Consider the following 14,661-nt stretch of genomic DNA (forward strand, 5'->3'; position numbering starts at 1 on the left):
GTCGCTAACAGCTTAGACGCTTGCCTTGAAACTGTTGCTGGTGCAACCGTTGATGCCAAGGGCTGTGAAGTCGACACGGATAAAGACGGTGTGAAAGATAGCGCTGATCAATGTCCTACATCTCCTGAAGGTGTGACAGTCAATGCTGAAGGCTGCCAGCTAGATGACGATGCAGACGGTGTGGTTAACGCACAAGACTCATGCCCAACGACTCCAGCTGGTGCTGAAGTTGATGCTAAAGGCTGTGAGTTGGATAACGACAACGACGGTGTTGCCAATAGCTTAGACGCTTGTCTGGAGACAGTTGCTGGCGCAACGGTTGACTCTAAGGGATGTGAGATCGACACAGATAAGGATGGCGTGAAAGACAGCGCTGACCAGTGCCCAACTTCTCCTGAAGGTGTCACAGTGAATGCTCAGGGTTGTCAGTTAGATGACGATGCGGACGGTGTGGTTAACGCACAAGACGCTTGTTTGACAACACCAGCAGGTGCAAAAGTTGACGACAAGGGTTGTGAGCTTGACTCTGATAATGACGGCGTAAAAGACAGCGTTGATCAGTGCCCTTCAACGGCTGCAGGTGCTGCAGTTTACTCAACAGGTTGTGAGTTCGATACTGACAATGATGGCGTAGCGGACAGACTGGATCGTTGCCCAACATCAGCACCTGGTGAGAAAGTTGACACAACAGGTTGTGGCGAGCCAGACGCAGATAATGATGGCGTAAAAGATGCTAGTGATCTTTGCCCAGACACTGCATCCGGTGACTCAGTGAATGAAGTAGGCTGTTCTGATATCCAGAACATTACACTAGAAGGTGTAAACTTCAGAACTGGTTCAGCTCAACTAACTAATCAGTCACTACCGATCCTTAATGACGCAGCAGAGAAGCTTAACCGCTTCCCTAACCTGAAGATTGAAGTTGGTGGTCACACTGATAGTGTTGGTGGAGCAGCTGCAAACCAGCGGTTATCACAACGTCGCGCTGAATCGGTTCGTAATTACCTGATCAGCAAAAACGTTACTGCAGCAAACCTAACTGCAAAAGGTTACGGCGAAACGACTCCTGTCGCTAGCAATGCCAATGCAGCTGGTCGTGCGCAGAATCGCCGGGTTGAACTGAAGATCGTGCGGTAATTTACCCGCTAAACCACAAGAGCCTCTCCCTAACGGGGGAGGCTTCTTTATTTGTGCAGTACTAAAAATATGCCAAAACACCAAGCAAAAAAGCGCTTCGGACAACACTTTCTGAATGACGCTCACATAATCAACCTGTTGATTACTCATATAAACCCTAAACAAGACGATCAAATGCTAGAGATTGGCCCGGGCCTCGGGGCATTAACCAAGCCGATCTTGCCACTTCTGGATCATCTGCAAGTGATCGAAATAGATCGAGATGTCATCAATCATCTGAGCCACATTGGGGGAGATAAACTAACGATCCACAATGTCGATGCTCTGCGCGTTAATTTAGATGAAATCATTGATGTAAACCGCTCCTTGCGTGTCATCGGAAATTTACCGTACAACATCTCAACCCCTCTTATTTTTCATCTGCTGGAAACTGCACCTCGTATTACAGACATGCACTTCATGTTGCAAAAAGAAGTGATTGACCGGATTACTGCAGAGCCCGGCAATAAAGATTTCGGGCGACTCTCTGTAATGGTGCAGTATCGCTGTCAAACAGAATACCTGTTCTTTGTTGGGCCAGAATCATTTAGTCCGCCGCCTAAAGTCGACTCCGCTGTAGTGAAACTCACGCCCTGGCAAGAGAAACCATTTCAGGCCAGTGATGAAAAGCTTTTCGCTCAGGTAGTTACCCAAGCATTCTCTCAACGCAGAAAAACACTCAGAAACACACTCAAAAAATTAATTTCTGCAGACGACCTGAATGCACTGAATATTGACCCGACGCGACGCGCTGAAACCTTATCCGTTGAGCAATTTGTCGCTATTAGTAACCGAATTAGCGAACTCAGCGAATGATTCCACTTAGCCTGTACATTCATGTCCCTTGGTGTATTCGCAAGTGTCCATATTGTGATTTTAACTCTCACCAAGCTCCGGATCAGTTGCCTGAGTCACGATACATAGAGGCTTTACTAACTGACCTTAAACAAGAGACCGATAAAACCGATGGCAGAAATATCGCCAGTATTTTTATTGGCGGTGGCACTCCGAGCTTGTTCAGTGCTGATTCGATTGCTCAGCTGATAGACGGGGTTAATCAACTCACGCCGATTGGTAATGATACTGAAATAACGCTTGAGGCAAATCCTGGCACTTTTGAGCAACAACGATTTACTGACTACCGAAACACCGGGATAAATAGACTATCTATCGGCATTCAAAGCTACAACACCGCTCACCTCAAAGTACTTGGCCGTGTTCATGACAGCAGTGAGGCACTGAATGCCGCCGCAATTGCTAAGCAAGCGGGGTTCAACAACTTTAATCTGGACTTAATGTTCGGCTTACCCGACCAATCTATTGACGAAGCCTTAGCTGACTTACAAACTGCGATCGATTGCTCGCCAAGCCATTTATCCTGGTATCAGCTCACTCTTGAGCCAAATACATTATTCCACCATCAACGCCCTACACTTCCGGATCATGAAGTACTTTGGGAAATGCAAAATGCCGGACAAGCACGTCTAAGTAGCAACGACTACCAACAATACGAAGTATCGGCCTATTCAAAACCAGAGAAACAATGTTTACATAACCGAAATTACTGGGAGTTTGGTGACTACATTGGAATTGGCGCAGGCGCACACGGTAAATTAACTAATCACGACGGTTCCATCGTGCGCTATCAAAAATATCGTCAACCCAAGCAATATATGGAGATGGCACAAGCTGGCGAGTTTCGTACAGCAATCTCTGAGCTTGCCGCTAAAGACCTGCCTTTTGAGTTCATGCTGAATGCTTTGAGACTAAAAGGTGGAGTTCAAACATCACTGTATACAGAGCGCACAGGTCAACCCTGGGCTAGTATCGAGCCAAGGATTTTAGAAGCGGAGCGAAAAGGCTTACTGTGCAGGCAAAGTGATAAACTGAGCTGTAGTGAACAAGGGTGGCGTTTTCTAGACAATACACTTTCCTTGTTTTTATAAGCTGAGACAAAAGGCGATAAATGCCAGACCAAGTTTGTCGTTCAAATTTTAGACTGCTAAAGCACACCATTTAACCAGACCGAACTCTACGATCCACTCGTGGCGCCCTACGATTAATCCAGACTTAACGGATTATGAACAGGTAGGATGCCATGGGAATGCTGGGGAAGTGTTTAAGTTTGTTTGCGGTGATTACATGCTTTTCAGGTGTTTTTGCGCATGATGAAACACACAAATTATGGACTGATAATGAGCAATTTGCAGCACGTGGGGCGCAGTCATTACTAATCACTCATGGAATTGAGGAGGCGCGCCAACTATCCCTAAACACCTCTGCAATGGAGGCCCTGCTACTAACACCAGCCCACTCCACTGAATTTGCTGCACGTTCAAATGTCAGCATTAACATCGAATTACCGCTACCTGACGGTCAAAGCACGACTGTCACGATCACGCCAACTAAGCTGTTACCACCACTACTCGCCGATAAATACCCGGCCATTCGCACTTACAAAGTCTCATCAGAGAACTCAGAAATCTTATCTGGTCGTCTTGATTACACTTCTCAGGGATTTCATGCGATGTTGCTGAGTCGTCAAGGTGAAACAATACTCATCGACCCGAAAAGTAAGCATGGCGGTTCTGACTATCTTAGTTATTTAAAATCGGATCAGCACACTGGCGACCATCCTCATCAGTGCAGTACACCAGAAGCACACGACCACAGCATCAGCGCGAACCTCCACAGTCGCTCATCACTGGCAGCACGAGGATCTAATGGTCTCATGGAATATCGTATCGCAGTGGCAGCCACGGCAGAGTACACTGCAAGACAAGGCGGCACGGTTGAATCAACCCTCAGCGCGATCGTTACAACACTTAGCCGTGTTAACCAAGTTTACGAGCAAAGCTTAGGAGTTCGCCTGCGCCTGGTTGAGAACAATGATCAGCTAATCTACACAGAATCCTCTACCGACCCTTATTCTAATTTCGACATCGAATCAATGCTGACCGCAAATCAGACTAATATCGATCGTATCATCGGTAACGATAATTACGATATTGGGCACGTATTTGGTACTTCAGGTGGTGGGCTGGCGTTTATTGGAAGCCTGTGTAACAACAGCAGAAAAGCCATGGCTGCTTCTGGTATTAATAGCCCTTATGGTGATAGTTTTGATATCGACTTTGTGGCCCATGAACTGGGGCATCAGTTTGGCGCTACACACACATTCAATGGTACTTTAGGCATTTGTACAAGTGGTGCGAGAACAGCACGCTCTGCTTTTGAACCGGGCAGTGGCTCCAGTATTATGTCTTATGCGGGAGGTTGTGGTACTGATGATCTGCAACATAATGCTGATGCGATGTTTCACAGTGGCAACATCCAACAAATCCAGCTAAACCTGATGTCAGGGGTAGGCAGCACATGCGGCACCTATCACAGTAGTACCAACGTTCCACCTGTTATTTCTGCAGGTGCAGACTATACCATCCCTGCAAACACGCCATTTGAGCTTACAGCTACTGCAACTGATCCTGATGGTGACTCATTACTTTACAGCTGGGAGCAAGCCGATACAGGTACCGCTGCTACACTAAAGACAGATACCGGTGACAATCCTTTATTTCGTATCTTTACGCCAAGTCAAAACCAGTCGAGAAGCTTTCCATCAATGAAAACGCTGACCGGCCAGGAATATATCAGTGGAGAACTACTACCACAAAGTGATCGGGTGATGAAGTTTCAGGTAGCCGTTTATGATAACCACAACCCGGCAACCATCGATCAAACATTCATTACCGTTGCAAATAGTGGTGAATCGTTCTCTCTTGAGTCTCCGCCGATTGGATATCAGCAAGATAGTTACACCAATATTCGGTGGAATACCGGCAACACACAATATGCACCGGTTAGCTGCCCTACTGTTGACCTGCACTTATCGACGGATAACGGCAATAACTTTGATTATGTGATTGCAGAGGGCCTCAATAACAGTGGCTCTGCGATGGTGTATTTACCATCAAACCTACCAGACAGTACCACTGCCAGATTCAAACTCAGCTGTGCTAGCAATATTTTCTTTAGCGTTTCATCACAAAAGTTCTCCATTAGTCGGGAATTGGTACTACCGGCTGAAACACCTAGGAGCGACGAAATCACACTGAATGATCAAAATTCATCACAAAGTGGCGGGGGAAGTGTAAACCCACTGCTACTTATCCTAATACTTTCGTTATTTTTGATTAATAAAAGACCATTTAGCTGAACAAGCATTCATAATGCGTTTTGCGTTTATTCAGTTTTCTTATGCTACGGTTGACTCAACAACAATAAATAACACCCCCGTTAATAATTAAAATAATTACAAGTAGAAGTCGAATATGCGCAAATTACTCTTGCTCCCCTGCTTATTTGTGTCACAAGCTTTAGTCGCTAATGAACTACTCTGGACTGACGTAGAGCCTGCTTACCAATTCCGCAGCGCCAGTGCCAAAGTTGGTACTTACCACAAAGCCCGTAAACTAAAGCTAAACTCAGAAGCTCTCATAGAGCGGCTGACCAGTACGAGTAAGTCTCTACTTGAAGGGGATCTCATAGAGTTACCATTGGCTGACGGCACACAAATGATATTCAAGTTTGAGCCAAGCAATGTAATGGCTCCTGAATTAGCTGAGCGCTACCCAGACATTAAAACATGGCGTATCTATAACCCTGAGAACCCTGCGATAACTGGCAGAATCGATATCGGGCCTCAGGGGTTTCACGGCTTAATCAACACCGCTGACGGTGACAGAATATTTATTGATCCTGACGGAGATGATTCAGAGGAAATCTACACCAGTTTAAGTCGCCGCGCTAACGCAGACAGCATAAACAATGATTTCCAATGTGAAGCTCACGAGAGTGCCGCTTCACTCCTTGCTAAACCTGAAATTGGTTCCCCTGAAACCACCAACAAAACACTTTCAAACCCAGCTGACTCTCTGTTGACCTATCGACTTGCGATCGCTGTTACCGGTGAATATACGCAACTATTTGGTGGCTCGAAATCAGAGGCGATGGCAGCAATCGTTACTACCGTGAATCGTTTGAATCAGGTCTACGAGCGTGATTTAAGTATCCACCTCCAACTCGTTGCGAATAATGATGACCTTATTTACACCAACCCAAGTTCTGACCCCTACACAAATGAAGATGCATCGGCAATGGTCGATGAGAATATCATCAATATTAACTCAGTCATTGGAAACGGGAACTACGACATTGGGCATGTATTCGGTACGGGTAATACAGGGGGATTGGCTTTTCTGAATTCAGCTTGTGGTACTTACAAAGCTGGCGGTGTTACTGGCTCTAACTCTCCATCTGGCGATGCCTTTAATATCGACTATGTGGCTCATGAAATCGGTCATCAACTTGGTGCGTCGCATACCTTTAATGGTCACCAACTTAACTGTAGCGCGGGTAACAGAGCATCATCTACTGCCGTAGAACCCGGTAGCGGTAGCAGTATCATGGCGTATGCGGGAATCTGTGGCACAGACAACCTTCAGACACACTCTGATGCATTTTTTCACTCGACAAGCATTAATCAAATTTTCAATTACACGCGTAGCAGTGGTGGCTCTAGTTGTGGAGCAGTTTATGAGGCAGATAACAACAAACCGACAGTCGATGCGGGAATGGATTATACAATTCCAGCTTCCACCCCCTTCATGCTGACAGGACAAGCGTCTGATGCTGATGAAGATGCACTATTGCACTCTTGGGAGCAAAGCGATACAGGCTCTGCCGGAGGTTTATATACCGACCTTGGTAATAACCCATTATTTAGAATTTGGCCCCCTGTGCCTGAAACATCACGCTTTTTCCCTGCGCTCAAAGATGTTCTAAAGGGGAGCAGCAGTATCGGTGAAATACTGCCTACCACAACACGCACCATGAATTTCACCTTATTAACAAGGGATAACAATGGTGGTGTTGCTCAAGACCAGATGAAAGTGAATGTTATCAATACAGGCATGCCTTTCGCTATCACTAGCCCTAATACGGATATGACATTGTCCTCCGGACAATCATTGACCGTCAATTGGGACATTGCTGACACGAATGTTTCGCCTATTAACTGCTCATCGGTGACCATCAAACTCCTGGAAGATAATGGAAATATGATTGAGTTAGTGGCCTCAACAGCAAATGATGGATCAGAAACAATTAACATTCCTGCAGAGGCTAACAGCCTTATCGATACTCATTTAATGGTAGCCTGTGACAACAATATATTTTATGCACTTTCCCAAGGTAACATCCAGATACTTGGCGGCGCTCCCATACTCAGCGCGAACACGCCATCAATCACGGAGGAAGATAGTGGTACACGAAACCTGAGTTTTATCTTGTCACTGTCAGCAATAACCGACGAGAACGTGCTGATTAATTATGAAGTCACTGATAAATCGAGTGATGCAGTAATACAAAGAGGACAAACATTCATTGCCAGTGGATCCCGTAATGTCAGTATTCAGGTACCCGTTGCTGGTGATACATTATTCGAAGACAATCAAATCATTGAGCTGGCCATCAACAAACCAGCAAATGCTCAATTTGTTAATGGCTCCAATATATTGATTGCTCAGGGAATTATCATTGACGATGACACAGTGATTGCCGCTAATCCTGATGCAACAAGCACGGTTCGCTCAGACACCAGTGAAACGACCAGTAGCGGCGGCGGAGGTTCAATGGGATTATTCTCGCTACCTGCACTGCTGTTACTAATGATTCGTCGCCACGGATTAAGGATTAGATCATGAGATATCATATCGTGCTAAGCACTTTACTAGCTGCATTCCTTTTGCAAGCCTGTAATGCCGGACCAGAGGCAACGCGCCCATCTGCACCAACGTCATCTGCCAATTTATCAGCAGCAGATAACCACATTTCAGCTGAAGATCAGAAGTATGCGAAGGCACTTCAGGCTTTATCTATGCGCGACCCTCAACAAGAAGCACAGCAGGCTTTAGCGAACGGTGAGCGGGTATTACTTGGCTATTACAGCGGTAGAGCGGGACTAAAAACGCCCGGCCTGAGCGCTGATCAGCAAACGAGTCAGCGCTGTAAAATTAATACCGTGGATGGACTCGGTGACGTTATTTACGGTGAGAATCACTTGAAGTATCGTATCGCCATGCGAAATTTTGCGAAGGCATTTAATACACAAATGCTGAGCGTTTGCCTCTAAAAAATGGCCCCTGATGTAATATCAGGAGCCATTTTATCTTCTGTGTTAAGCCACTACTTATAACGTTACGCAAATCATTTAATACATCGCGCCCACACTATTCGTATATGCCATGCTCGCGAGTACTTAAGAATTGAATATCAGGCCATCTCTCAATAGCCATCTGCAGATTCACACGGGAAGGCGCGATGTAAACCAACTCATTTGCGTGGTCGTATGATAGGTTCGAAGCTGCTTTCGTTTTAAACTGATTTAGCATTTTCTCATCGTCACAGCTAATCCAGCGGGCTGTTTGTACATTTACCGCTTCAAATGAACAGTCCACGTTGTATTCATCCTTAAGTCGCTGAGCAACTACCTCAAATTGCAGAATACCCACTGCGCCCAACACCAAATCATTATTACTCACTGGCTTGAATAGCTGCGTTGCACCCTCTTCGCACAACTGACTCAGTCCTTTCTGTAGTTGCTTCATTTTCAACGGATCACGCAGCTGAGCCCGACGGAACAGCTCCGGCGCGAAATTAGGAATTCCGGTAAAGTAAAGCTCCTCACCTTGCGTGAAGGTATCACCAATACGGATCGTTCCATGATTATGAATACCGATGATATCCCCTGGAAACGCATCATCCACATGGCCACGATCCGATGCCATAAATGTCAAAGCGTCCGGAATTTTTACGTCTTTAGCGGTACGCACCTGGCGAAGCTTCATGCCCTTCTTGAACACGCCTGAGCATATCCGCATAAAAGCGATACGGTCACGGTGCTGAGGATCCATATTGGCCTGAATCTTGAAAACAAAGCCAGTAAATTTAGGCTCATCTGCAGCAACTTCACGGGTTGTCGTCGCTCGTGCCTGTGGACCCGGCGCATACTCAACAAAATCATTCAGTAACTCTGCAATACCAAAGTTGTTCACAGCAGAACCGAAGAACACCGGTGTTAGCTCACCACGCAAATACGCCTCTTTATCAAAGCTATTACTAGCGCCCTGTACTAACTCAATCTCCTCACGCAGATCAGCGATCTGATCACCTAGCAACTCATCAAGCCTTGGGTTATCGAGACCTTCAATAACCTCACCTTCCAGCACTTTACCAGCGTGGCGGGCATCAAACAGATGAACACTGTCGTTGTATAAGTGATAAACACCTTTCAGACTTTTCCCCATACCGATAGGCCAAGTAATAGGTGCGCAACGAATCTTCAGAACATCTTCCACTTCATCCATCAAATCAATCGGGTCGCGACCTTCCCGATCAAGCTTGTTGATGAATGTCATGATCGGTGTGTCACGCAGACGACACACTTCCATTAACTTGATAGTTCGTGCCTCAACACCCTTCGCAACATCGATAACCATCAATGCAGAGTCGACCGCGGTTAATGTACGATACGTATCTTCGGAAAAATCCTCGTGCCCTGGCGTATCCAACAGATTGACAATGTGGTCTTTGTACGGGAACTGCATCACCGAGGACGTGACTGAGATACCACGCTCTTTTTCCATGGCCATCCAGTCAGAAGTCGCGTGTCTTGCCGCTTTTCGCCCTTTAACCGAGCCAGCGAGCTGTATCGCTCCACCAAATAACAGCAACTTCTCTGTCATTGTGGTTTTACCCGCATCGGGGTGAGAGATAATCGCAAACGTTCTGCGTTTTTTTGCTTCTTCCTGTACTAACAATTCTGACATGAACGACAACTTCCGGTTATTTTGGCGGTGCTTATTTCTGTATTAAGCCAGAGTGGATGGCAAGTGTTTCCATCAAGGCTTTTTGTGCATGTAGGCGGTTTTCTGCCTCATCCCACACTACACTCTGCTTACCTTCAAGCACTTCAGCGGTGACTTCTTCATCACGATGAGCAGGCAGACAATGCATAAACAAGGCGTCATCATGTGCACATGCCATTACCTCAGCATCCACACAATAATCTTTAAATGCAGCCATACGGACGGCCTGCTCTTCCTCCTGCCCCATGCTAGCCCATACGTCTGTTGAGATTAAATCAGAACCCGCTGATGCTTCTTTAATATCCGTAATAATTTCTGCATGAGAACCAACTGCTTCCAGTAACGCAGCATCTGGCTCATAGCCCTTGGGACAAGCAATATTCAGTTTAAAATCAAACTGACGTGCAGCGTTCATCCATGATTGGCACATATTATTACCATCACCGACCCACGTCACTGTCTTACCGGCGATACTGCCGCGGTACTCAACGTAAGTCATAATGTCTGCAAGCAACTGGCATGGGTGGTAATCATCAGTCAATGCATTGATAACCGGCACTGAGGAGTATTCGGCAAACCGTAACAATTGCTCATGATCAAAGGTTCTGACCATGATCATATCTACCATCCGAGAAATGACACGTGCACTGTCTTCCACTGGCTCACCACGGCCCAACTGAGTATCTCGTGGTGACAAGAAGAGTCCATGCCCACCTAACTGAGTAATACCGGTTTCAAAAGAAACACGGGTACGGGTAGATGATTTCTCAAAAATCATCGCCAAGGTACGTTGCTTTAACGGCTGAGTGACATCACCGCTTTTCCATTGTTGCTTCATCTGAATGGCGCGCTGAATTAGCTCAGATAACTCGCTCTGAGAAAAATCCATTAACGTCATGAAGTGTCTTACATTTGACATAGCTTTAGTCTTTCTTAATCTTGAACAAACGCACTTACCAGCGCACCCACAATCCTGGTGATTTCATCAGCCTGATCTTTTGTCAGTGTCAATGGTGGTAACAAACGAATCACATTACCGGCTGTTACATTGATTAACAGTCCATGCTCTAATGCCTGACCCACCAAAGCTCCACAATCGCGATCCAGCACGATCCCCAACATCAGTCCTTTTGAGCGAATTGTTTTTACAGCCGCCACGCCAGACAATGTTTCTGCAAGTTGGGCATGTAAATACTGCCCCATCTCTGAAGCGTTCTTTTTAAGGCCACCTGACTCCATCGCATCCACAACTGCCAATGCCGCGCGCGTGGAAAGCGGATTACCACCAAAGGTAGAACCGTGTGTGCCGGCTTTGAGCACATCTCTTACCTTATCTGCTGCCAGACATGCTCCAATTGGCACACCATTCCCTAACGCCTTGGCTAATGTCATGACATCAGGCTTGATATTGGAGTGTTGAAAACCGAACCATTCACCCGTACGGCACATACCGGTTTGAATTTCATCCAGCATCAGTAACCAGTTATTCGCATCACAAATCTTACGCAGATTAGCAATGTAATCCGCGTCAGGAACGACAACACCGCCCTCACCCTGAACAGGCTCAACCAGAATCGCAACCACATCAGCATTGTGCTTGGCAGTACTCTCTACTGCTGCAATATCGTTGTAGGGCACTCTGACAAAGCCGGACAATAATGGCGAAAAGCCAGCCTGAACTTTGCGACTACCCGTAGCGGATAGTGTTGCCAGCGTACGGCCGTGGAAGCTGCCTTCCATCACTATGATATTCGGAGTCTCTATGCCGCGGCTTTTACCATACAGCCGGGCTAACTTGATTGCAGCCTCATTGGCTTCCGCGCCGGAATTACCAAAAAACACATTACTCATCCCGGATAGCTTGCACAGTTTTTCAGCCAACTTTTCCTGATTAGCAATGTGATAAATATTCGATGTATGAATCAGTGTTCGCGCTTGATCACAAAGGGCGTCTGCTACACCTTCATGAGAATGCCCGAGACTCGTGACTGCGATACCGCAGAGCGAATCCAAATACTTTTTACCTTCAGTATCATAAAGATATGCGCCCTCACCCCTTTCAAAGGTGATAGGTAGACTTGCATATGTCGACATCAGTGAGTTCATAGAATTGGCTCCAAATCTTTCAACCCCCGCCCACTTAACAACACGACTAACTATTGGCAACAAATGGGCTAATTGCAATAAAATAAAAAAGGGTGACTATAAAGTCACCCTTTTTTAGGCAAGTTATTGATTTTGTCAGATTAACTTTGCCCGGTCAATCCAATAAAATTAAGCTGCGAAGTTACCCGCAACGAAATCCCAATTGATGACTTCCCAGAATGATTCAACGTAAGCAGGACGAGCGTTACGCTTATCGACATAGTAAGCGTGCTCCCATACGTCAATTGTTAACAATGGCGTTAAACCAGCTGTTAGAGGACAACCTGCATTTGCAGTGTTAACGATTTCCAGAGCGCCGTCAGCATTCTTAACCAACCACGTCCAACCAGAACCGAAGTTTGTCACAGCAGATGTTGAGAACTTCTCTTTAAAATCTGCGAAAGAACCGAACGTTTCAGTGATAGCATCCGCGAGTGCACCTGTTGGCTCACCACCAGCGTCAGGACCCATGCAGTTGAAGTAAAAAGTATGGTTCCAAACCTGAGCCGCATTGTTGAAGATGCCGCCAGCAGGAGCTGAAGTAACGATCTCTTCAAGAGACTTATCTTCAAACTCAGTACCCGGAATCAGGTTGTTTAAGTTAGTCACGTAAGCAGCATGGTGCTTGTCGTGGTGATACTCAAATGTTTCTGCAGAGATGTGTGGCTCTAGTGCGTCTTTAGCGAAAGGCAAAGCGGGTAAAGTATGTGCCATGTTAGTGTGCTCCTAACGTGTTTAGAAAATTTTAGTGGAGCTAGAGTAATCAAGACGCCCAGACAACGCAATAGCACCAACCTTTTATGCGAGAATTATTTAGTGATCACCCTAACCGTCTCACTGAAGTGACAGTTACTTTGTCACTACAGCAGCCTGAGTGATGAGATTAGTGAGGCAGATAGAGTCGAACCCGGGCACCAACTTGCGGAGATGCTTTTAACTCGATACGTCCACCAACGGCTTCAACCAATTCAGCACTAATAGCCAAGCCGATTCCCTGACCCTCAGTTTTACTATCATCACGCATTCCGCGCTTCAGTAGCTCACTTGGACTATCAACACCAAAGCCCATGCCATCGTCGTCGATATCCACCACTAAGAAGTTAGTTTCATTCTTCGCGCTAATTTCAACCACTTCACTACAGAAGCGACAGGCATTATTGATCAGGTTTCCAAACAGCTCAATCAAGTCATCCGACTCCAGACGAACCTTGTCATATTCATCTACATTAATAATGATTTCAAAGCTCTTCTCGTGATAGACCTTATAAAGTGACTCTCTGAGTCTGAACAATACAGGTCGTAACGCCACCTGCTCTACCATGGCATTGGGTGCCCGCACCACAGCACGCTTTAACTGATACGCCACGATATCCGACATATGCCGGATCTCATTCATCAAGTCCGTCTGATCATCATCTTTCATTTTATATTTTGACTGCGCAGTAGCCAACAATGCGCTAAGAGGGGTTTTCAGGCTGTGCGCCAAGTTCTCTAATGATTCGCGATAACGTTGCTTCTGACCTTTCTCAACATTGATCAGCGTATTAATCGCACTTTTCACTTCCATCAACTCTACCGGATAAGCTTTTTCTATGGCCTTTTGGGCACCGGCTTCAATTTGGCGAACTTCACCCTCGAAGTCGCGAATCGGTGTGATGATAAAATAATTACTAATAAGCTGGGACACTAACACTAACGCTAAGGTGCAAAAGAAAAGTGCAATGATATTCTTCTGAACATGATCTGAGTCGCTCGCCATGCCTCTTGCAGACTTAGCAACCACCACGCGAACTATTTCATCACCCGCAGTTACCAGCTGTGAATACACGGCAAACTTCAGGTTAGTCGTCTGATCTTCTTGATATGGACGAAGATAGCGCTCCTTCAGCTGTGCTTTACCAACCTCAAGATCATCCTTAATATCAAACTGTTTCACCGCTTCCGCGTACGAGAAAGAGCCCGTTGGGTTAGGCACTTCGTTAGGAAACTTACTTTGCCAGCGAAGCTCACCGGTTTTAGCATTTTCAACATAAGCATAGTATTCATGTTTTGTGCCATCGTCATCGAATCCACGGCTGAACTTGTATTGCGACATCAACTTGTTCAGCTCGAAAGTGTCTGCCTTGGTATCAATGGTGTCGTCAGAGAAAATCGGCACACTCAGAAGCATCGCATTAGCGACATCTCCTTGTTCCGACATCATTTGGTTTTTCAAACGTGTATCGTAAAGACTGAGATAACCACCGCCCAATAGTGAAACACCAAGCGCAACCAATACCAACATACTGATCATTTGCCGCATGCGCAGTGAATTCATGCCGAATTTATTAAAAAGGGAGGATGAGCCCATTGTGGAGATTAGAGAATTTGTCATGTCTATATTTTTTTTATAATCGCAGCCCCTGAGTCCCAC

At 46.0% G+C, this 14,661-nt stretch carries 11 protein-coding genes; 6 read left to right on the top strand and 5 right to left on the bottom strand.

Annotated features, from left to right (window positions below):
• The 6 genes from DKW60_RS23580 to DKW60_RS03320 form a co-directional block, all read left to right on the top strand.
• A partial coding sequence (locus DKW60_RS23580) for an OmpA family protein (protein ID WP_181389566.1) occupies positions 1 to 1,137 on the top strand: 1,137 nt, incomplete at its 5' end.
• A 69-nt stretch (positions 1,138 to 1,206) separates the two neighbouring features.
• On the top strand, positions 1,207 to 1,992 hold the full coding sequence (gene rsmA / locus DKW60_RS03300; RefSeq protein ID WP_109836232.1) for a 16S rRNA (adenine(1518)-N(6)/adenine(1519)-N(6))-dimethyltransferase RsmA: 786 nt from the start codon (positions 1,207 to 1,209) through the stop codon (positions 1,990 to 1,992).
• Complete coding sequence (hemW, locus tag DKW60_RS03305) at positions 1,989 to 3,122, top strand: radical SAM family heme chaperone HemW (protein ID WP_109836233.1); 1,134 nt, start codon at positions 1,989 to 1,991, stop codon at positions 3,120 to 3,122. The genes rsmA and hemW overlap by 4 nt, the downstream gene beginning before the upstream one ends.
• A gap of 158 nt (positions 3,123 to 3,280) precedes the next feature.
• Positions 3,281 to 5,392: a reprolysin-like metallopeptidase gene (locus tag DKW60_RS03310; RefSeq protein ID WP_181389567.1), complete on the top strand. Its 2,112-nt coding sequence runs from the start codon at positions 3,281 to 3,283 to the stop codon at positions 5,390 to 5,392.
• Positions 5,393 to 5,507: 115 nt separating this feature from the next.
• The gene (locus tag DKW60_RS03315; protein WP_109836235.1) at positions 5,508 to 7,940 is read left to right on the top strand and encodes a reprolysin-like metallopeptidase; all 2,433 of its coding nucleotides are present in this window, start codon (positions 5,508 to 5,510) and stop codon (positions 7,938 to 7,940) included.
• Positions 7,937 to 8,368 (top strand): hypothetical protein, encoded by a 432-nt coding sequence (locus DKW60_RS03320; RefSeq protein ID WP_109836236.1) that lies wholly within the window; start codon positions 7,937 to 7,939, stop codon positions 8,366 to 8,368. The genes DKW60_RS03315 and DKW60_RS03320 overlap by 4 nt, the downstream gene beginning before the upstream one ends.
• Before the next feature lie 97 nt (positions 8,369 to 8,465).
• Here DKW60_RS03320 and DKW60_RS03325 read toward each other — a convergent pair whose 3' ends face one another.
• From DKW60_RS03325 to DKW60_RS03345, 5 genes are all read right to left on the bottom strand, one after another.
• Complete coding sequence (locus DKW60_RS03325; RefSeq protein WP_109836237.1) at positions 8,466 to 10,064, bottom strand: peptide chain release factor 3; 1,599 nt, start codon at positions 10,062 to 10,064, stop codon at positions 8,466 to 8,468.
• A gap of 31 nt (positions 10,065 to 10,095) precedes the next feature.
• Positions 10,096 to 11,022 (bottom strand): ornithine carbamoyltransferase, encoded by a 927-nt coding sequence (gene argF / locus DKW60_RS03330; RefSeq protein WP_109836238.1) that lies wholly within the window; start codon positions 11,020 to 11,022, stop codon positions 10,096 to 10,098.
• A gap of 14 nt (positions 11,023 to 11,036) precedes the next feature.
• Entirely contained in the window at positions 11,037 to 12,209 is a 1,173-nt protein-coding gene (locus DKW60_RS03335; protein WP_109836239.1) for an aspartate aminotransferase family protein, read from the bottom strand.
• Positions 12,210 to 12,377: 168 nt separating this feature from the next.
• Positions 12,378 to 12,962, bottom strand: a complete 585-nt coding sequence (locus tag DKW60_RS03340) for a superoxide dismutase (RefSeq protein ID WP_109836240.1) — start codon at positions 12,960 to 12,962, stop codon at positions 12,378 to 12,380.
• Between the two features lie 169 nt (positions 12,963 to 13,131).
• Positions 13,132 to 14,565, bottom strand: a complete 1,434-nt coding sequence (locus DKW60_RS03345) for an ATP-binding protein (RefSeq protein ID WP_181389568.1) — start codon at positions 14,563 to 14,565, stop codon at positions 13,132 to 13,134.
• Positions 14,566 to 14,661: the final 96 nt, after the last annotated feature.

Origin of the sequence: Leucothrix pacifica (assembly GCF_003172875.1) — a bacterium.
Lineage (GTDB): Bacteria > Pseudomonadota > Gammaproteobacteria > Thiotrichales > Thiotrichaceae > Leucothrix > Leucothrix pacifica.

What these genes read in the sequence shown, in the direction of transcription:
- DKW60_RS03345 (WP_181389568.1), bottom strand. Translation starts at nt 14,565, where the DNA reads ATGAATTCACTGCGCATGCGGCAAATGATCAGTATGTTGGTATTGGTT.
- DKW60_RS03325 (WP_109836237.1), bottom strand. Translation starts at nt 10,064, where the DNA reads ATGTCAGAATTGTTAGTACAGGAAGAAGCAAAAAAACGCAGAACGTTT.
- hemW (WP_109836233.1), top strand. Translation starts at nt 1,989, where the DNA reads ATGATTCCACTTAGCCTGTACATTCATGTCCCTTGGTGTATTCGCAAG.
- argF (WP_109836238.1), bottom strand. Translation starts at nt 11,022, where the DNA reads ATGTCAAATGTAAGACACTTCATGACGTTAATGGATTTTTCTCAGAGC.
- DKW60_RS03310 (WP_181389567.1), top strand. Translation starts at nt 3,281, where the DNA reads ATGCTGGGGAAGTGTTTAAGTTTGTTTGCGGTGATTACATGCTTTTCA.
- DKW60_RS03335 (WP_109836239.1), bottom strand. Translation starts at nt 12,209, where the DNA reads ATGAACTCACTGATGTCGACATATGCAAGTCTACCTATCACCTTTGAA.
- DKW60_RS03315 (WP_109836235.1), top strand. Translation starts at nt 5,508, where the DNA reads ATGCGCAAATTACTCTTGCTCCCCTGCTTATTTGTGTCACAAGCTTTA.
- DKW60_RS03320 (WP_109836236.1), top strand. Translation starts at nt 7,937, where the DNA reads ATGAGATATCATATCGTGCTAAGCACTTTACTAGCTGCATTCCTTTTG.
- rsmA (WP_109836232.1), top strand. Translation starts at nt 1,207, where the DNA reads ATGCCAAAACACCAAGCAAAAAAGCGCTTCGGACAACACTTTCTGAAT.
- DKW60_RS03340 (WP_109836240.1), bottom strand. Translation starts at nt 12,962, where the DNA reads ATGGCACATACTTTACCCGCTTTGCCTTTCGCTAAAGACGCACTAGAG.